17 protein-coding genes are annotated in these 18,460 nt (G+C 65.3%); 6 read left to right on the forward strand and 11 right to left on the reverse strand.

Features of this window, described 5'->3' with window-relative positions; all coding sequences use genetic code 11:
* The 3 genes from ABUA28_RS13355 to glgB all read left to right on the forward strand — a co-directional run.
* The coding region (locus ABUA28_RS13355; RefSeq protein WP_349904746.1) for a hypothetical protein at window positions 1-516 on the forward strand (516 nt) is incomplete at its 5' end.
* A gap of 428 nt (window positions 517-944) precedes the next feature.
* Window positions 945-2,939: an alpha-1,4-glucan--maltose-1-phosphate maltosyltransferase gene (locus ABUA28_RS13360; RefSeq protein WP_349904850.1), complete on the forward strand. Its 1,995-nt coding sequence runs from the start codon at window positions 945-947 to the stop codon at window positions 2,937-2,939.
* Entirely contained in the window at window positions 2,939-5,137 is a 2,199-nt protein-coding gene (glgB, locus tag ABUA28_RS13365) for a 1,4-alpha-glucan branching protein GlgB (protein ID WP_349904747.1), read from the forward strand. Before ABUA28_RS13360 ends, glgB begins: the two co-directional genes overlap by 1 nt.
* Before the next feature lie 27 nt (window positions 5,138-5,164).
* Here glgB and ABUA28_RS13370 read toward each other — a convergent pair whose 3' ends face one another.
* On the reverse strand, window positions 5,165-6,091 hold the full coding sequence (locus tag ABUA28_RS13370; RefSeq protein ID WP_349904748.1) for a tetratricopeptide repeat protein: 927 nt from the start codon (window positions 6,089-6,091) through the stop codon (window positions 5,165-5,167).
* Complete coding sequence (locus ABUA28_RS13375; protein WP_349904749.1) at window positions 6,088-7,851, reverse strand: hypothetical protein; 1,764 nt, start codon at window positions 7,849-7,851, stop codon at window positions 6,088-6,090. The genes ABUA28_RS13370 and ABUA28_RS13375 overlap by 4 nt, the downstream gene beginning before the upstream one ends.
* Before the next feature lie 304 nt (window positions 7,852-8,155).
* On the opposite strand from ABUA28_RS13375, the gene ABUA28_RS13380 reads away from it, so the two are divergent.
* The 3 genes from ABUA28_RS13380 to ABUA28_RS13390 all read left to right on the forward strand — a co-directional run bounded on the left by ABUA28_RS13380 (window position 8,156) and on the right by ABUA28_RS13390 (window position 11,665).
* A complete protein-coding gene (locus tag ABUA28_RS13380; RefSeq protein ID WP_349904750.1) occupies window positions 8,156-9,646 on the forward strand; it encodes a DivIVA domain-containing protein in 1,491 nt (496 codons plus the stop codon).
* 76 nt (window positions 9,647-9,722) lie between these two features.
* Window positions 9,723-10,775, forward strand: coding sequence for an AI-2E family transporter (locus tag ABUA28_RS13385; RefSeq protein ID WP_349904751.1), 1,053 nt, complete (start codon window positions 9,723-9,725; stop codon window positions 10,773-10,775).
* Between the two features lie 596 nt (window positions 10,776-11,371).
* A complete protein-coding gene (locus ABUA28_RS13390; protein WP_349904852.1) occupies window positions 11,372-11,665 on the forward strand; it encodes an ATP-binding cassette domain-containing protein in 294 nt (97 codons plus the stop codon).
* 73 nt (window positions 11,666-11,738) lie between these two features.
* Here ABUA28_RS13390 and ABUA28_RS13395 read toward each other — a convergent pair whose 3' ends face one another.
* The 9 genes from ABUA28_RS13395 to rpsB form a co-directional block, all read right to left on the reverse strand.
* Entirely contained in the window at window positions 11,739-12,449 is a 711-nt protein-coding gene (locus ABUA28_RS13395; protein WP_349904752.1) for an alpha/beta hydrolase, read from the reverse strand.
* Window positions 12,450-12,469: 20 nt separating this feature from the next.
* Window positions 12,470-12,775: a hypothetical protein gene (locus ABUA28_RS13400; protein WP_349904753.1), complete on the reverse strand. Its 306-nt coding sequence runs from the start codon at window positions 12,773-12,775 to the stop codon at window positions 12,470-12,472.
* A gap of 36 nt (window positions 12,776-12,811) precedes the next feature.
* Complete coding sequence (locus tag ABUA28_RS13405) at window positions 12,812-13,468, reverse strand: aggregation-promoting factor C-terminal-like domain-containing protein (RefSeq protein WP_349904754.1); 657 nt, start codon at window positions 13,466-13,468, stop codon at window positions 12,812-12,814.
* Between the two features lie 45 nt (window positions 13,469-13,513).
* The gene (locus ABUA28_RS13410) at window positions 13,514-14,065 is read right to left on the reverse strand and encodes a DivIVA domain-containing protein (protein WP_349904755.1); all 552 of its coding nucleotides are present in this window, start codon (window positions 14,063-14,065) and stop codon (window positions 13,514-13,516) included.
* A 59-nt stretch (window positions 14,066-14,124) separates the two neighbouring features.
* Window positions 14,125-15,114 (reverse strand): phosphatidate cytidylyltransferase, encoded by a 990-nt coding sequence (locus tag ABUA28_RS13415; protein ID WP_349904757.1) that lies wholly within the window; start codon window positions 15,112-15,114, stop codon window positions 14,125-14,127.
* Complete coding sequence (gene frr, locus ABUA28_RS13420; RefSeq protein ID WP_349904758.1) at window positions 15,114-15,668, reverse strand: ribosome recycling factor; 555 nt, start codon at window positions 15,666-15,668, stop codon at window positions 15,114-15,116. Before frr ends, ABUA28_RS13415 begins: the two co-directional genes overlap by 1 nt.
* 55 nt (window positions 15,669-15,723) lie before the next feature.
* Window positions 15,724-16,440 (reverse strand): UMP kinase, encoded by a 717-nt coding sequence (gene pyrH / locus ABUA28_RS13425; RefSeq protein ID WP_349904759.1) that lies wholly within the window; start codon window positions 16,438-16,440, stop codon window positions 15,724-15,726.
* A 111-nt stretch (window positions 16,441-16,551) separates the two neighbouring features.
* On the reverse strand, window positions 16,552-17,379 hold the full coding sequence (gene tsf / locus ABUA28_RS13430) for a translation elongation factor Ts (RefSeq protein WP_349904760.1): 828 nt from the start codon (window positions 17,377-17,379) through the stop codon (window positions 16,552-16,554).
* 25 nt (window positions 17,380-17,404) lie between these two features.
* Window positions 17,405-18,436: a 30S ribosomal protein S2 gene (gene rpsB / locus ABUA28_RS13435; RefSeq protein ID WP_349904761.1), complete on the reverse strand. Its 1,032-nt coding sequence runs from the start codon at window positions 18,434-18,436 to the stop codon at window positions 17,405-17,407.
* Between the last annotated feature and the right edge of the window lie 24 nt (window positions 18,437-18,460).

The following is an 18,460-nucleotide window of genomic DNA, read 5'->3' on the forward strand; positions in this document are numbered from 1 at the left end:
CCGGAACTCCCTCGGAAACGCTCTCGGCATGGCAAACATCCTTCCAGAGACGAGCTACTCGCCCCAGATCAGGAGTCACCTAAACCTGCAGCAGTCCCGTCCCTCGGCCACGTGGTTCCTGGTGACTGGACGAAGATGGTTATCGTATGTGCAGGCGCGACGAAGGACGAGCTTGACAAAGCGTTGGGATTTGAATGGAAGGACGCGCCTTCGCTTCAAGCTTCCAGCAATTTCATTTCAATGGCTGTGTTTGCCCGAAAAAACGATGTCGAGTCCTTCGACAACGTCGGCTCCGATCCATTTATTGAAGGGGAATGGTATTTCACTCCCTGTACATCAGAAATCCTCGGTGATCCGGATACGGCTGAGCCTCTCTCCCTACCGCGTGCCCATAGCAAGATTTTTCTCACCTTTCATAATTCCGATACTCCGCACTTCTGGTATGTCTCGAAGCAAGAATTCCAGCGGCTCAGGAGCGAATCGAATAATTTCCGAGAGTCTGACGTCTCGCAGTAGCCAATGACATGCGCTGTCACCAGAAAACCACGGCTGAATTAAGCAACCCTAGACTCCTGCGACGCGGGCGCTGGGCGGGATTCTGTGGGGCGGATGGTGCGGCGTACTCCGCGTCCGGCGACTGGTGCCGATCAAGTGCAGCGTTACGCCTATGGGCCGAGTGGTCATTCTGCGGTCCTTGGTGGATCAAACGCTCTGCTGTCGCACACAGTCTCACTTCCTGGTGGTGTGTCGGTCACGTTCCCGGCGCCGGGGAGTGCGGCGCGGTCGTATCCGAGCCTGCATGGCAACAGCATTGTTACGGCAGACAGTGCGGGTGTGAGGGGCCCTGTGTACCCGTACGATCCGTTCGGGCAGCCGATCGACCGGGCATGACCGCACAAATCCATGCGACGTGGAGGTGCACGCGCTACGGTCGTTGAGTGGCTATTGCGTATGAACCAAAGCTGGGGCGCATTCCGATTCGCCACCTGTCTCCGCAGCAACCAGAGAACCTCTGGCCCGCGAAGGCGTTTGTGGGGGAGGTCGTGCCGTTCCAGGCGACCGTGTTCAAAGAGGGGCACGACGCGATCGGCGTCGATTTGCTCCTGACCGACCCGAGTGGCGCCCAGACCGTGCACCGCATGTCCGAGCGAGACGAAGGCAGCGACCGCTGGCAGACGGATGCCCTGCTCGACGCCCCGGGCGACTGGAGCTGGAGCGTGCAGGCCTGGCTCGACGAGTGGGCCGCCTGGCTGCATGTGGCCGAGATCAAGGTTCCCGCGGGAATCGACGTGCAGGTCACCCTGGCCGAAGGGGCCCGCCTGCTGGCCCGCGCATCCACGGCCGCTCCAGACAACAAAGTTCTGAAGGACGCCGCCAAGACCATCGCGAGCAAGAGCCTCGCCCCCGCGGTGCGACTGGGAGTCGCCACGGAACACCGGGTCACCGAGGAGATCGAGCGGCAACCGCTCGCGAGCCTGCTCACCCTCAGCCTTCCCCTGACCCTCCGGGTCGAGCGCACGCGCGCCGGCGTGGGCAGCTGGTACGAGTTCTTCCCGCGCTCCGAGGGAGCCAAACGCGCGAAGAACGGCAGTTGGACGAGCGGCACCTTCCGTACCGCAGCGCGCCGCCTGCCCGCCGTCGCCGGCATGGGCTTCGACGTCGTCTACCTGCCGCCCATCCACCCCATCGGCACGAGCTTTCGCAAGGGACCGAACAACTCCACGGAGGCGGCCCCGGGCGACCCGGGCTCGCCGTGGGCCATCGGGTCGAAGGATGGCGGCCACGACGCCATCCATCCGGAGCTCGGCACGGTCGAGGACTTCACCGCATTCCTCGACACCGCGAAGAAGAGTGGACTCGAGGTCGCGCTCGACCTCGCCCTGCAGTGCTCCCCCGACCATCCCTGGGTGATCGAACACCCGCAGTGGTTCAGCCACCTGCCCGACGGGAGCATCGCCTACGCCGAGAACCCGCCGAAGAAGTACCAGGACATCTACCCGCTCAACTTCGACAACGACCCCATTGGCCTGCGCGAGGAGATCCTGCGCATCGTGCGCTACTGGATCGGTCTCGGCGTGAAGATCTTCCGCGTCGACAATCCGCACACCAAGCCGCTCAAGTTCTGGGAGTGGCTGCTGCACGAGGTCAACGCCGACTACCCCGAGGTCGTCTTCCTCGCGGAGGCGTTCACCCGACCGCCCATGATGCACGCGCTCGCCCAGCTCGGATTCCAGCAGTCGTACACCTACTTCACCTGGCGCAACACCAAGGAGGAGCTCGCGGACTACCTGGTCGAGCTGTCGCAGGGCAGCAGCGACTTTCTGCGACCGAACCTGTTCGTCAACACCCCGGACATCCTGAGCGAATACCTGCAGTTCGGCGGGCCGGCGGCCTACAAGGTGCGCGCGGCAATCGCGTCGACCGCCTCGCCGAGCTGGGGCGTCTACTCGGGATACGAGCTGTTCGAGGATGTCGCCCGCCAGGGCTCAGAGGAGAACGTCGACAACGAGAAGTACGAGTTCAAGCCGCGCGACTTCGCCGCGGCTGAGGCCGCCGGCCGCTCGCTCGCACCGTACCTCGGCACCCTCAACCGCATCCGCGCAGAGCACCCCGCCCTGCGCCAGCTGCGCAACCTCGAGCTGCACTGGAGCGACGACGACTCGATCCTCGTCTACAGCAAGTTCCTCGACGGCAGGCACGTGCGCTCCGGTCGCAACGATGCTGTCATCGTCGTCGCGAACGTCGACCCGCACTCTGTGCGCGAGACCACCGTTCACCTCGACCTGACGAGAATCGGCCTGGACGTCGGCACGACCTTCGAGGTAACCGACCTGATCACGAAACAGAAGTTCGAGTGGGGCGCAGACAACTACGTGCGGCTCGATGCCTTCACCGAGCCGGTACACATCCTGCGAGTCGAGTTCCCGAAGGGCCGATGATGGCGAAGAAACCGGCAAGGAAGCCGGCCATACAAGCCACAACGCTTCCGGAGCTCCACCCCGGCCTCGTGACCGCGATCGCCGGTGGCAGCCATCCGAATCCGCACGGGACCCTCGGGCAGCATCCGGTCGAGGGTGGCTTCGTCATCCGGGCCCTGCGACCGCTCGCGGCAACTGTGACCGCGGTGCGTGCGGATGGCAGCCGCATCTCCCTTGCGCACCTCGCAGAAGGCCTGTGGCAGGCCTTCGCACCCGGAGACGGCCAGGCGTACACGCTCGAGACCAGCTACGACAACGGAGCGAGCTGGGTCACCGACGACCCGTATCGCTTCGTGCCCTCCGTGGGCGAGGTCGATCTCTACCTGTGGGGCCAGGGCAGGCACGAGCAGCTCTGGAAGGTCTTCGGCGCGCACTACCGCCCTCACGAGGATGTTGCGGGCACGAGCTTCAGCGTCTGGGCGCCGCACGCGACGGCCGCGCGGGTCATCGGCGACTTCAACTCCTGGGACGGCGCCGGGCACGCCATGCGCAGGCTAGGCGACAGCGGCGTGTGGGAGTTGTTCGTTCCCGGCCTTACGCCGGGCAACACCTACAAGTTCGAGCTTCGCGCGCGCAGCGGAGAGTGGGTCAGGCGCGCCGACCCGATGGCGCGATGCACCGAGGTTCCGCCCGCCACGGCCTCCGTCGTCGGCACGGTCGGCCACGAGTGGGGTGACACGGAGTGGATGCGCGCGCGGGCCACCCGTGACCCCCACAACTCCCCCATGAGCGTCTACGAGATGCACCTCGGATCGTGGCGCCCTGGGCTCGGCTATCGCGAGCTCGCCGACCAGCTCATCGACTATCTGCGAGAGCTCGCCTTCACCCACGTCGAATTCATGCCGCTCGCCGAGCACCCGTACGGCGGGTCGTGGGGCTACCAAGTCACCGGCTACTACGCGCCCACGAGCCGCTTCGGGCATCCGGATGACCTGCGCTACCTGGTCGACCGGCTGCACCAGGCGGGCATCGCCGTGATCATGGACTGGGTGCCCGCGCACTTCCCGAAGGACGAGTGGGCACTCGCGAACTTCGACGGGGAACCGCTCTACGAGCACTCCGACCCCCGCCGAGGCGAACAGCCCGACTGGGGCACGCTCGTGTTCAACTTCGGCGACTCGCAGGTGCGCAACTTTCTCGTCGCGAACGCCCTGTACTGGCTCGAAGAGTTCCACATCGACGGGCTGCGGGTCGACGCCGTCGCCTCGATGCTCTACCTCGACTACTCCCGGGAGGCCGGTCAGTGGGAACCGAACCACCTCGGCGGGCGCGAGAACCTCGAGGCCATCGGCTTCCTGCAGGAGGTCAACGCGACCGCGTACAAGCGCAACCCGGGGATCGTGATGATCGCCGAGGAGTCGACCTCGTGGCCGGGCGTGACACGGCCGACCTCCGGCGGGGGGCTCGGCTTCGGCCTCAAGTGGAACATGGGGTGGATGCACGACACCCTGCAGTACATGCACGAAGACCCGATGTACCGCTCGTACCACCACAACGACATCACGTTCAGCTTTCTCTACGCGTTCAGTGAGAGCTTCCTGCTGCCGATCAGCCACGACGAGGTCGTGCACGGCAAGGGCTCGCTGCTCGGCAAGATGCCGGGCGACCAGTGGCAGAAACTCGCGAACGTGCGGGCGTACCTCGCCTTCATGTGGGCGCACCCCGGCAAGCAGTTGCTGTTCATGGGCAGCGAGTTCGGGCAGCCGAGCGAGTGGAGCGAGGAGCGCGGGCTCGACTGGTGGATCCTCGACCAGCCCGTGCACCAGGGCCTGCAGCGCCTGGTCGGGCAGCTCAACCGGATCTACCGCGACAACGGCGCGCTCTGGCAGCAAGACAACGTGGAGGCCGGCTTCGAGTGGCTCGAGGCGGGAGACGCGGCACACAACGTCATCGCCTTCCTGCGCTGGTCAAAGGATGGGCAGCCGATTGCCGTCATCATGAACTTCTCGGGCAACCCGGTCGGGCCGTACCGCATCGGCCTGCCGTCCGCCGGCGTCTGGGAAGAACTCCTGAACACGGATGCGGTCGACTTCGGCGGGTCGGGCGTCGGCAACTATGGTGCGGTGACGGCGACGGATGTTCCGTGGGCCGGGCGTCCGGCATCTGCTGAGCTCACACTGCCTCCGCTCGCGGGCCTCTGGCTCACGCTGCGCCGCTGAGACGGCGCGGGCGTCAGTAGAGCAGGCTCAGTACAGCAGTCCCGTGAGACGGCGTCGCGCCGCGATCACCCGCGCGTCTTCTGCCCCGGCGATCTCGAAGAAGTCGAGCAGGCGGGTGCGCACGAGATCCTTGCCCGGCTGGTCAAGGGTTGGAAAGAGGTCGAGTAGGCGCCCGAACGCGTCTTCCAGGTGGCCGCCGCTGACGTCGAGGTCCGCGACGGCCAGCTGAGCCTGAAGGTCTGATGGCGCGGCAGCCGCTGCCGCCCGCACGTCACCGGCCCCGGCATCCCGCAGGCGCGCGAGCAGCGACACCTGGGCGAGACCCGCGACGGCGAGCTGGTCGCGAGGATCCTGCGCAATGGCGGTCTTGTATTCCGCGATAGCGCCCTCGAAGTCGCCGTTCGACATCGCGTCGTAGGCCTCCTGGTGGTGCGGCGGAAGGGGCTCCTCCACGGGCTCGGCCTCCCCCTCGGGGGCGTCGGGCGCCTTGGCCGTTCCCGTCACGCCGTTCTGGGCCGCGAGCGCGGCCAACTGCTCGAGAACCCCGAGCACCTCGGCCTCGGCGATCTCGCCCTCGTACAGGGCGATTGGACGACCACCGACGACGGCGGCAACGGTGGGCACGGCCTGCACCTTGAACGCCTGCTGCAACTGCGGGTTGGACGAGACGTCGACGGTCGCAAGCACGAACTTTCCCGCCTGCGCGGTGATCACACGGCTGAGGCCCACCGACGGCGTACCCATGTAGAACTCGACGACGACGGGAACGCTGCTCGAGAGCTCGAGGATGCCCGTGAAGTTGGTGTCCGTTCCGTCCAGCACCAGCGAGGGCACGGCCGACTCCCCCGCGGATGCGCCCGCGGGAGCACCGGCGGGCGGGGCAGCCGGACGCACGAGAGAGGACAGGTCTACCGCGCCGCGGAGGCTGGCTGGAGTCGGTGGAACGCTGGTCACTGTTTCTCCTTCGCTGAGACGATCCCGTCAGCGTCGCCGAGCAGGACGATCTTCTGGTGGCTTCCCACCTTGGGCACATAGAACAGAAGTTGCTCGCCGTAGGTCGCCACGAGTCCCTTGAGCGTCGTGTTCACCCCCGAGAGGGTCTTGACCAGACCGCTCGAATTCAGCGTGGCTCCGGCCTCGGTGGGACTGACGGTCTCCGACTGGTCGACGCTCACGGCGACGATGGCGCCCAGGTTGTTCGTACCGAAGGCGATGGGCCCGCCGACACCGGGGGCGTTGGAGAACTCGACTCCCACCTTGTCAGGCATTCCTGCCTTCCTCGCCTGCTTGAACTCGTAGCCGTTGTCCTTGGCGAATCGATCGTGGCTCGTGTCGAAGTACTTGGCAAACTCACTCTCAGGACCCTTGAGAAGGATGTCGGCGTATGCGGGACCCACCTTGCCAGGGGGAAGCAGCAGGTTCTTGAAGTCCGGCAGGTACTGCGGGGCACCGATGGAAGCGGATGCCACCTTGGGGAGCACGACCTTGGCCTCGAGCGAGACAGCGTAGATGACCTTGTAGTTGTCGCGAGGAGTCTCCTGCTGGAGCACGAGCGCGAGGGGTGAAACCGTCTTGTCCTTGGGGTTCACGAGAACCGTGAACACCGTGCGCGGCCAGGTGTCGTTCTGCTGGGGAAGCGCGACCTCGATGTCACCGCTCGGAATCGCCGTCAGCGCAGCAACGGTGTCGTCCTTCTTGCGGATCTCGTAGTTGACCGTGCGCAACTGGAGCGCGGCCCCGGCGAACCTCGTGGCCAGCAGCTTCGCATCCTTGGTCTCATCCGCCTTGGCCGCAACCGCAGACACCCGGGTGACGATCTCGTTGAGCTGCGGGACCGTCACGGCCGTGGCCTGTTGGTTGTCCGTCGCAGCGGGATCCACGGTCGCCGTCGCGGACGGCTTGGCATTGCCCTGTGCCCCGAAGAACGACGGCAGCGCATCCGAGGAACAACTGCTGAGCGCGAGGGAGCCCGCCAGAAGCACGGGAAGCACCGCGATCATCCGCCTGCGGGCCGAACGCCGCCCACTCGCGACCTTCGGTTGCTTCGTGCGGCGCGGCTTGTAGCTGCGCTGCTTCGGGAGCTTCGGCATCTTGGGGCTCTTGCGGCGCGGGCCACGGGCCTTCCGCAGGTGATACAGCGCCCACAGGTACAGCCCGAGCCCGAGCAGGAGCAGCGCGACGCCTGCGATCACGAGCGGGCCGGACCACGGAGTGCGGTTGTCGAGCGGCCAGCGGATAGCGACGTCGGTTGGCGCAGGATCGGCGCCATCTGACGCGATGATCAGCGAAATGTCCTTCGGCACGTTCACCGTGAACGACAGCGGAGTGTCGCTGCTGTGTTCTTCGAACCACAGGTCGGAGCCGCGCGGATCGGGAACCGTGGATTCCTTCCCCGTCACCGTCTTGCTGGCCAGGGCATGCGTCGTGGCGTTGTAGCGGATCTTGTTGTAGCTCGCGTCGCCGACCCAGGCGTGGACATCCGCCGTGCGACCGTACGCGGCAAAGATCTTCGTCGCGCCGGAGATCTCGAGTGTCTGATGACCCTTGTTCGCGTCCAGCACCGTGCCGTCGATGATGGTGAGCGGTGCGTTCGAGTCGAGAGTGACGCTCGCCGTGAGGTGATCCGGACCGGCGAGAATGGTGCGCTGTGCGATGCCGTAGCCGATGAGGAGAAATGCGAGAACGAAGCTCACGATGGCAGAGATGAACCGCACGCAATAACTCCTCTCGTATCCACCTGCCGAGTGAGGCCGGGCGAAACCGCGACTCTCCTCGGATGACCACGCGGATGACCGCACCCACACTGGCTCTGGCCTGTGGTGCGCGCCCGTGCCTGCGGGCAAAGACATTCCAGAATAGCGTAGCGAGCCTGAGAGCTCACCCCATCGGCCGCCTCGGCGCCGCAGATTACCGCGGTGCCGCCACTCCTCTCATCGTGCGCCAGCACCGTCCACGCTAAACTCTGAACGTTCGGCACCTTTCACAGCATCCCAACCAACTTCACTCTCGGGAGACACCGTGGCCACTGACGATGAGGCTTTCACCACCGCGATGCGCGGCTACAACCGCGATGAGGTCGACAGCGCAATCCAGGATCTGCGGCGCGAGCTGATCAAAGCCAACACCGACAAGGCAGAGGCCACAAAAGAGGTCAAGCGTCTCACGGCGACCGTCGAGGATCTCCAGGCCGAGATCGAAGAGACGGGAAGCCCCACCTACAGCGGGCTCGGCAGCAAGCTCGAGAACATCCTTCGCGTGGCAGAAGAGCAGTCCACGAGGCTCATCAGCCAGGCCGACATCGACGCAGAAAAGCTGCGCAACAGCGTGCAGGGCGAGATTCACCAGCTGCGGGTCGAATCGATGGAGACAGCAGAGAAGCTCGTCGCCGAGGCTCACGAGAAGGCCGGTTCCATCGTCGAGGCTGCTCACGCCGAGGCTGCTGAACTGATCGCGGCGAGCAAGGCGGAGAGCGAGATCGTCGTCCAGGATGCCCTGCACGAGGCTGCGGCCATCCGGGGCGCAGTCGCCACGGAGGCAGCAGAGGCCAGGGCGACCGCAAAGCGAGAGGCCGCGGCCGTGAAGGCAGAGGCCGAACGCGAGTCCGCAGAGCTCAAGCTCGTTGCGAGCAGAGAGGTGAGCGAATCGCGCGAGCAGGCCGCCGCCCTCGCGAGGGAGACCGAACAGGGCCGCGCGGAGTTCACGAGCGAAGCAGAGAAGCAGTGGGGTGACCTCGCGCGCGACGTCGAGCAGCAGCGCACCGACCTCACCCGCGAGATCGGCGAAGCCAGGGCGGCGTTCGAGCAGGAGATGGCCGCGGCACGCGCCAAGCTCGACCGCGACACGGCTGCGGCGCGCGCGGCTCTCGAACAGGAGACCGCGGAGGCCAGGGCACATCTCGAGGAGGAGATCGCCGCCGAGCGCGCCAGTCTCGCCCACGACATCGACCAGCAGCGCACCGACCTGGAGCGCGAGATCGAGTCCCGCAAGGCCGAACTCGCGAGGGAGAGCGAGCAGGTCAGGGCGCAGATCGCGCACGACCTCGACGAGTCCCGCACCGGGCTCGAGCGCGAACGCGAACAGGGACGCCTCGACTTCGAGGTCGAACTCACCGCCCGCCGTGACGAGACAGAGAAGGAGTTCCTCTCCAAGCACCAGGAGGCGGTCTCGCAGACCCAGAAATACCTGGACGACGCGCAACTGCAGCTCACCGAGGCCAACCTGCGCGCGGCCGAGAAGCGCCAGGAGGCGGACGCAGCAGAGGAAGAGGCACGAACCGCCGCGAAGAGCATCAGGGAGAAGGCGGATGCGGAGGCGGCCGAGATCCTGTCCAACGCGGAGGCCCGCGCGAAGGCCATGGTTCGCGAGTCGGAGAAGCGCAACGCCAAACTCGTCAAGGACGCTGAGGAGAGACTCGCCCAGATCAAGGTTGAGCGCGAGGCCGTCGCGGGATACTTTGAGAGCCTGCACTCGGTGTTGAACCAAGCAGAGAAGGTCACGAGCGAGAGCTGATCATCGAACGCCGAACGTCTGAGCACCCGAGACCCCAGCGCCTCACGAGACAGAGCCTCACGAGAAAGGGATCGCGGTGAAGATCCAGAACGCGTTCAGATTCGGACTCCTGGGCGGCCTCGGCGTGCTCGTGGCGCTCGTCATCGGCGGTGCCGTCGCCACCCTGTCGACGATCCTCACCTACATCGGCGCAGCACTCTTCATAGCCCTGGGCATCGACCCCGCCGTGTCCTGGCTCGAGAAGCACAAGTTCCCTCGCTGGACGGCGATCATCACCGTGCTCATCGGACTCCTCGCCGTCGTGGCCGGGCTCGTGCTCTCGGTCGTTCCGGTCATCGTGGACCAGACCAACCGCCTCATCGCCCAGGTGCCCACCGTGGTTGGCGTGGTATCCGATCCGCACCTGGTGCGGAACATCCAGGCCACGCTGCCCGACTTCATCGACGTGCAGTCGGTGGTCGACGCCATCGTCAAGTTCTTCCAGGATCCTCAGAACCTCACCGCGATCGGCGGCGGTGTGCTGCAGGTCGGGCTCGGTATCGCGAGCGGTGTGGCCGGAGTCGTCATCGTCCTGATCCTCACGCTCTATTTCGTCGCATCCCTGAACGGCATGAAGCGCGGCCTGTACCGCCTCGTTCCCGCATCGAAGCGGGCGGGCTTCGCAGACCTCACCGAGCAGATCAGCACGGCGGTCGGCCGCTACGTCATGGGGCAGGCCACGATCGCCCTGTGCAACGGCATAGCGAGCTTCATCTTCCTCACCTTCATCGCCAAGGTGCAGTACTCGGCGCTGTTCGCCTTCATCGCCTTCTTGTTCGCGCTCGTGCCGCTCGTAGGAACCCTGTCCGGGTCCATCCTGATCACGCTCGGCTCGCTGCTATTCGGCGGGCCCGTGACCGCGCTCTGGGTCGCCATCTACTACCTGGCCTACATGCAGGTCGAGGCATACGTCATCAATCCGAACGTCATGAAACGCGCGGTCAAGGTGCCGGGGGCGATCGTCGTGATCGCCGCCCTTGCCGGCGGCGCGCTGCTCGGCATCCTCGGAGCCCTCATCGCGATCCCGTTCGCGGCGGCGGTGCTCCTCATCGTCAACCAGGTGGTCATCCCGCGCCAGAACGAGCTGTAGTTCGAGCAAGCCCACTACGCGACCATCAACCGAGAGCCGCAACCCGCACAGGGGCAACAGAAAACCTAGGACGTTCAACACAGGGATGTGTGCGGTCGGTCGAGGGCGGCGTGTCCACGGAATACCTGCGCCTGAGAGTCTGTCTCTCGAAGGCGAGAAAGAACGACGTCCCCTTTTTAATGCCGTCTAGTGCGATTTGCTCTCGGATTGATAGATTCGCATCTATTCAGTAAGAGCATTCTTTATTTTTGGACAGTCGCTGGAGCCCTCACAAATTAGGAGAGGAAACGCGTATAACTATATTCGGCAAATCCCGACCACGAACTAAGACAATCGCCGCGGTAGCGCTCTTTGTAACCCTTGTGAGAATCGTCTACTACGACACGTGCCGGGCCTTCTCTGCCACTCACACCATCTCTGTTTGGCAAAATGCGGTTTCCGGAACGAAGTTAGGCGCAAGCTCGACTACCACTTGGACTGGACCGGCCTGCTGACGACGAAAATGGAGCCTTCAGGATGCCAACGGTAGCGTCCGTCGCTCGATGGACACGTCAAAAGCTTGAAATCACTGTCACGGCAGTGCTCTGGCATTCGGAATCGAGAATCGGGCATACAGCCGTCCCCCAACACTTTCTGGCGGCGAGCGGCAGCGCCTTGCCATTGCCCGAGCGTTGTTGTTGGAGCCGCAGCTACTCATCGCTGACGAGCCCACCGCCAGCTTGGATAGTGCATGGGCGGTGGAGATAGTCGCCTTGCTGAAGGAGTATCAAAAGGATGGCCACGCGCTTCTCCTGGCGAGCCACGATGCGAACGTCGTGGGTGCCTGCGAACTGACTATCCAAATAGAGTCAACCCGTAAGCCAATCAATATCCATCGGTTTCACGAGTGAGAACAGTGCCCTGTCGGCCTATTCGCAATCACCCCAGCATTGAACGCCGTCGAGCAGCTGTAGCCGAGGCGTTCTATCCCGTCCACTCCGTCGGCAGCGGAAGTGCTGCTGGATTGAGCCGTTCGACCACCTCGCTGAGTACGCGCCTGGTCTGGTTCTCCCCCACCCAGAGGTGCCTGCCGTCCGGAACGTTCACGAGCTCGATCTCCGGCACCGAGGCGAAGCGCCTCGCCGCGGCCTCAGGGCGCAGGTAGTCGTCGAGCTCCGGGATGACCGCGACGAGCCTGGTACCGCTACCCGCCCACGCGGCGACTTCGGCGTCCGACGTGCGGTGCAACGGCGGCGACAGCAGGATCGCCCCGTCGATCGGATGCTCGAGCCCATACTTCAGGACCACCTCGCTGCCGAACGACCAGCCGAGAAGCCACGGGTGAGGAAGCGCCCGCTGCGCCACGAGATCCATCGCGGCGGCGAGGTCGTAGCGTTCGGCCTCACCCTCGCCGAATGTGCCCTCCGAGGTGCCTCGAGGGGATGACACGCCCCGGAAGTTGAAGCGAAGTACCGCGAGTTGCGCGAGGGCAGGCAGTCTCGCCGCGGCTTTGCGGATGATGTGCGAGTCCATGAACCCGCCGGCGGTGGGCAGCGGGTGCAGCGTCACAAGCGTGGCGACCGGCTCAGTGTCGGCGGGGAGCGCGAGTTCCCCGACCAGGGTGAGCCCGTCCCGCGTGTGAAGCGAGATGTCTTCCCGCCGAGCCGGAAGCTTTACGCCCGCCCTGATGTCCATCCTCGACTCCCTGCCTCTCGTTACTTGATGCGCCAGCAGTGCGTGTGCCAGTGACGCCTGGCCGCGATGTCGTCTGCCTCGCCCATGAGCCCGTCCGCACGCCAGGCGACGAGGTGCGCGGTACCCGGAGTGATCTCCTGGCCGCACCCCGGACAGGTGTAGTACTTCACCGCGGCGCCCGGAGCAAGGGGCTGCACGTTCCACAGCCCGTCGCGCTTCGTCTCGGTGTGCAGGCGCCCGTAGAGCGCGCGGGTGAGGTCGACGTCCTCGTCATCGCCGCGGTCAGCGCTCGAGCGCGAACGTCGCGGACGATTGGACCTGGGCATGCATCCAGCTTATGCGGAACCACCGAAAGGCTCGCCTCAGTACCAGCCCTTGGCCTGACTGTGGCTCCACGCGCCACACGGGGTGCCATAGCGGGCGGCGATGTACCCGAGACCCCAGGTGATCTGGGTGCGCGGGTTGGACTGCCAGTCCGCTCCTGCCGAAGCCATCTTCGTGCCCGGCAATGCCTGGGGAATACCGTATGCACCGCTGATCGGGTTGCCCGCGTAGACATTCCAGTGCGACTCGCGATTGTAGAGCGCGACCAGGCAGCTGTACTGGTCCTCGCCCCAGCCGCGAGCCATCACCAGCTCGTGGCCGATCGCCTGCGCGCTGCCCGGATCGGGGATGCCCGCGGCGGGAGCCGGACTCAGGATGCGAACAACCCTCTTGGTGACCGTGTAGTCGTCGCGCAGCATGGCGACGACCGGTTCTCCCGTGATGGTCTTGCCGCCGTCTGCGTGCGCGGAGACCACGAGTCCCTGTGCCGAGCCTGCGCTCGCCTCCTGTTGCGGCTCCACCGCGGCGATCGCCTGCGGATTGGGAGCGATGACGGCGAGCGCCATGAACGCTGCAGCGGCGAAGAATGCGAAGGCCGAGACGATCCCGCGATTTCGCAACCGCCATCCCCGAGTCACGGCCTCGGCTCCGGTCTGCGGTGCCTGCGGCGACGTCTCTCCCCTGTGCCTACCCACGATCAGACGATCGTAGCCGAAAGAGACATAGTTTTCCCTGAACGACTATCGGACCGCCAACATCACGCTCACGACGGTGTCGAGGAGAAGGTCGACCTGGGTCTCTCGATACCCGCCCTTCTTAGGCCGGAAGGCGATCGTGCGCACCTCTTCGACGTTCAGGGCGGAGCCATCCTGGAAGTAGGTGACAAGACGGTCGGCGAGCGCATCGACGTCTTTGCGGTGATATCCGTCGCTCAGGAAGTTCACGCGGTCGAAGCGGCGACCCGCCGGCCGGGACAGCCTGTCGAGGATCTCCTGGGCAGTCGACCGCGCCTGCGTGTACCAGGCCTCGTCGCCGACCTCCTGGACTGCCTGGTCGCGCTCACGGCCGGCAAAGGCATCCTCGAGCCGCTCGAGAGCGGCATCGACGTGCACGGGCGAATACCCGCCCTTCTGCATTTCGAAGGATGTCCTGCGGATGCTCGCGGCCGTGATCACAGAACCGACCGTGGTCTCCGCAGAGTACGCGCGACGCGCATCCTCAAGGAAGTCCTCGACCTGATCGACGTTGTAGCCTCGGCGGGACTTTCGGGTGCGCGGGAATGTTGTGCTCACGACACCATTCTGCCCTATGGTGCCTGGCGCTCCGCTCAGTGACGCGAGAGGTCTGCGCGTTATCTGCCGAAGATGAGGAACAGCGCGTAAGCCGCAGCGGCGCTCGGCAGGATCGAGTCGAGCCGGTCGAGGAAGCCACCGTGGCCCGGGAGCCAGGTGCTGATGTCCTTGATACCGAGGTCGCGCTTGATGAGGGACTCCGTGAGGTCGCCGGTGGTTGCCGTGAAGGCGATGACGGCTCCGAAGACGAGCCCGAACCACGCGGGTTGCTGCAGCATGAACACCGAGAGGATCACGCCGCCGATCATGGCGACGACAACGGACCCTGCGAGACCCTCCCAGGTCTTCTTCGGGCTGATCTTGGGCGCCATCGGGTGCTTGCCGAACAGGAGCCCGCTCGCGTAGGCGCCGGTGTCGACGGCGATCACGAGGATGAGGAAGGCGAGGGTCCACCACTCCCCGCCCTCTTTGCCGTCGAGAAGCACGGCGAAGCTCGCCAGGAACGGCACGTAGATCTGCACGAGCGCACCGGCCGCGAGATCCCGGCCGACCTCGCGAGCGCTCCCCCGGTGCGCAGGGACCGCCAGTTCGATGATGCGCCAGAGAGTCACAAACAGGATCGCGCCGAGGAGCACGAGCCAGTGGCCGCCGTCGTTGAGGTAGAAGGCCGCGGGAACCATCGCCACTGCAGCAACCGCGGTCGGCCAGCGCGGCACATCCCGACCGGCATACCGCAGTGCGCTCGCCAGTTCGAACGCCGTGAAACCGATGATCGCGCCGGCGAAGATCATGAACAGCCACTTGTAGACGATGAGGCTGAACAGCATGAGCAGACCGAGCCCGAGGCCGATCAGGATCGCCAGCGGGAGGTTGCGTCCGGTGCGCGCCTCGATCTTCTCGTTGGCCGCGTCGATGTGGGCCCTCGTGACCTTCAGCTCCGCCTGGAAGTCGTTCTTGAGCGCGTTGGCGCGCGCTTCCAGCTCAGCTCGTCGTGTGAAGAACCGTCTACCGCGCGTCGGCGTAGGGCGCTCCTCGGATGGATCCGTCATCAGACCTCGAGAAGCTCGGCTTCCTTCTTCTTCACGGCGTCATCGATCGCGTCGATCGCGTTCTTGGTGATGACCTCGAGCTCCTTCTCGGAGCGGCCCACCTCGTCGTCGCCGACCTCGGTCTTGAGCGCGTCGAGCTCGTCCTTGGCCCTGCGGCGGATGTTGCGAACAGACACGCGGGCGTCCTCGGCCTTCCCGCGAACGATCTTCACGAAGTCGCGGCGGCGGTCCTCGGTGAGTTCCGGTAGCGTCACGCGGACGATCGTGCCGTCGTTGCCCACGTTTGCACTGAGGTTCGGGGCATTGACGATCGCACGCTCGATCTCCTTGAGCGCGCTCTTGTCGTACGGCGTGACGACGAGCACGCGCGCCTCAGCGTTGGTCAGGCCGGCGAGCTGCCCGAGCGGAGTCGCCGTTCCGTAGTAGTCCACCATGATCTTCTGGAACAGGGCGGGGTTGGCGCGACCGGTGCGCACGTTCGCGAAGTCGTCCTTGGCGGCCTCGAGAGACTTCTGCATCTTCTCTCGTGCCTCGGCCAGTACATCGGAAATCACAGGGGCTCCTTCGGTGTTGTGCTACCGCTAGGTAGTTTACTGGGCTGCGCGGGGGCTAGTTCGAGACGAGAGTGCCGATGCGATCGCCGCGCAACGCCGCAGCGACGTTTCCCTCGGGCTCCATGCCGAAGACCACCATGGGCATCTTGTTGTCCATGCACAGGCTGAACGCAGTCGAGTCGACGACCTTGAGGCCCTTCACGAGCGCCTCCTGGTAGGTGACCTCCTCGAGCTTCCAGGCGTTCGAGTCCTTGCGCGGGTCGGCGGAGTAGACGCCGTCGACGCCGTTCTTGGCGACGAGCACGACATCCGCACCGATCTCCAGCGCGCGTTGCGCCGCCACGGTGTCCGTGGAGAAGTACGGGAGGCCTGCGCCCGCGCCGAAGATGACGACGCGGCCCTTCTCGAGGTGCCGCTCGGCGCGGCGTGGGATGTATTGCTCGGCCACCTGGGTCATCGAGATGGCGGACTGCACACGGGTCTCGGCCCCGGCCTGCTCCAGGAAGTCTTGCAGGGCGAGGGCGTTCATGACGGTGCCGAGCATGCCCATGTAGTCTGCTCGACCGCGATCCATGCCGCGGAGCGAGAGCTCAGCGCCGCGGAAGAAATTGCCACCGCCCGTGACGATCGCGATCTCGACGTCTGCGGCCACGGACGCGATCTCGCGCGCGAGAGAACTGACCACATCCGGATTCACACCGAGCTGGCCGCCGCCGAACGCTTCGCCAGAGAGTTTGAGGAGAACCCGTCGTCTGCCGGTTTCTGATGTCATCGTCTCTCCTTGGGTTCGGCTCGTTACAGATTATCGTTCAGGCTCGACAAATGGGGCCCGGCCGCTGACGCGATCCGGGCCCCATTGTCATGAGCGGATGTCTCGGTGTGACTACGCGCCGACCTTGAAGCGAACGAACTCGCTCACGGTGAGCCCGGCATCCGACAGCACCTTGCCTACGGAGAGCTTGTTGTCTTTCGCGTACTCCTGCTCGAGCAGGGCGACCTGCTTGATGAACGCGGTGAGACGGCCCTCGATGATCTTCGGCAGGGCAGCCTCGGGCTTGCCCTCTCCGCGGCTGATCTCCTCGACGATGCGACGCTCGTTCTCGACGTCGGCCACGGGGATGTCCTCACGGCTGAGGTACTGCGGGTCGGCAAAGGAGATGTGCTGCGCGACGCTGCGCGCGGTGTCTGCGTCGTCACCGGAGTATCCGACGACAACACCGACCTGCGGCGGCAGGTCCTTGTTGGTCTTGTGCAGGTAGATCGCGAACTTCTCGCCGGAGACGCGAGCGACGCGACGAAGCTCCATCTTCTCGCCGAGGATCGCGGCCTCGTCACCGATGAGCTCGGCAACCGTCTGGCTGCCCGCTGGAGCGGCAAGCCCCTCCTCGACGGTCGATGCTCCTGCCGCGGTGACGGCGTCGAGCACCTTGTTGCCCAGGGTCACGAACTTGTCGCTCTTGGCGACGAAGTCGGTCTCGCAGGCGAGCTCGATGAGTGTGGTGGTGCTGCCGTTTTCCTTGGCGGCGACGAGCCCCTCGCTCGTGGAACGGTCGGCGCGCTTGGCGTTGCCCTTTGCACCCTTCAGGCGCAGGAGCTCTGTGGCCTTCTCGAGGTCACCGCCGGCCTCGACGAGGGCGTTCTTCGTCTCGACCATGCCGGTGCCGAGGCGCTCACGCAGGGTCTTGAGGTCTTCCAGGCTGAAATCTGCCATCGACTCTCTCCTTGTTCAGATCGGCTTACTTTGCGTCCGCTGCTGCTGCAGCGTCAGTCTTCTTGGCGGCGGGCTTTGCAGTCGCCTTGGCCGGTGCCTTCGGCGCGGCCTTGGGCGCCGTGGCCTCCTTCTCGGCGACTGCGGCATCCGCTGCGTTCTCCTCGACGGGAACCTCGGCGACGACCTCTGCCACGGCCTCAGCGGCCGCAGGGGTCTCGGTGGCGGACTCGACCAGGCCGTCGACGGCCTCGACCTTTTCTGCCTCGGTGGCCGGAGTCTCGGATGCGGCAGTTTCAGAAGCGCCGAGCAGTTCGGCCTCCCACTCGGCGAGGGGCTCCACGGCGGAGACGTTGCCCTCCTCCGCCTTCTGGTGGCGCTGGATGAGGCCCTCTGCGGCAGCATCCGCGACAATGCGCGTCAGCAGGCCGACGGAACGGATCGCGTCGTCGTTACCCGGAATCGGGTACTGCACCTCATCGGGGTCGCAGTTGGTGTCGAGGATGGCAATGACCGGGATACCGAGCTTGCGCGCCTCGTCGATGGCGAGGTGCTCCTTCTTGGTGTCGACGATCCAGATCGCGGACGGGGTCTTCGAGAGGTTGCGGATGCCGCCGAGCGAGCGCTGCAGCTTGGTGAGCTCGCGGCGCTGGATGAGCAGCTCCTTCTTGGTGTAGCCCTTGGTCGTGTCGTCGAAGTCGACCTCTTCGAGCTCCTTCATGCGCGCGAGGCGCTTGGAAACGGTCTGGAAGTTGGTGAGGAGGCCACCGAGCCAGCGCTGGTTGACGTAGGGCTGGCCGACGCGCTGGGCCTGCTCCGCAATGGAACCCTGGGCCTGCTTCTTGGTGCCGACGAAGAGGATCGTGCCGCCGTGAGCGACGGTCTCCTTGACGTAGTCGTAGGTCTTGTCGATGTAGGCGAGCGACTGCTGAAGGTCGATGATGTGGCTGCCCGAACGCTCCGTCAGGATGAATCGCTTCATCTTCGGGTTCCACCGACGGGTCTGGTGTCCGAAGTGAACGCCGCTGTCGAGCAGCTGGCGGATGGTGACAACGGCCATTGCCGTCTCCTTTTCTGGCACCGA

Origin of the sequence: Parafrigoribacterium humi (genome assembly GCF_040227205.1) — a bacterium.
GTDB classification, from domain to species: Bacteria; Actinomycetota; Actinomycetes; order Actinomycetales; family Microbacteriaceae; genus Parafrigoribacterium_A; species Parafrigoribacterium_A humi.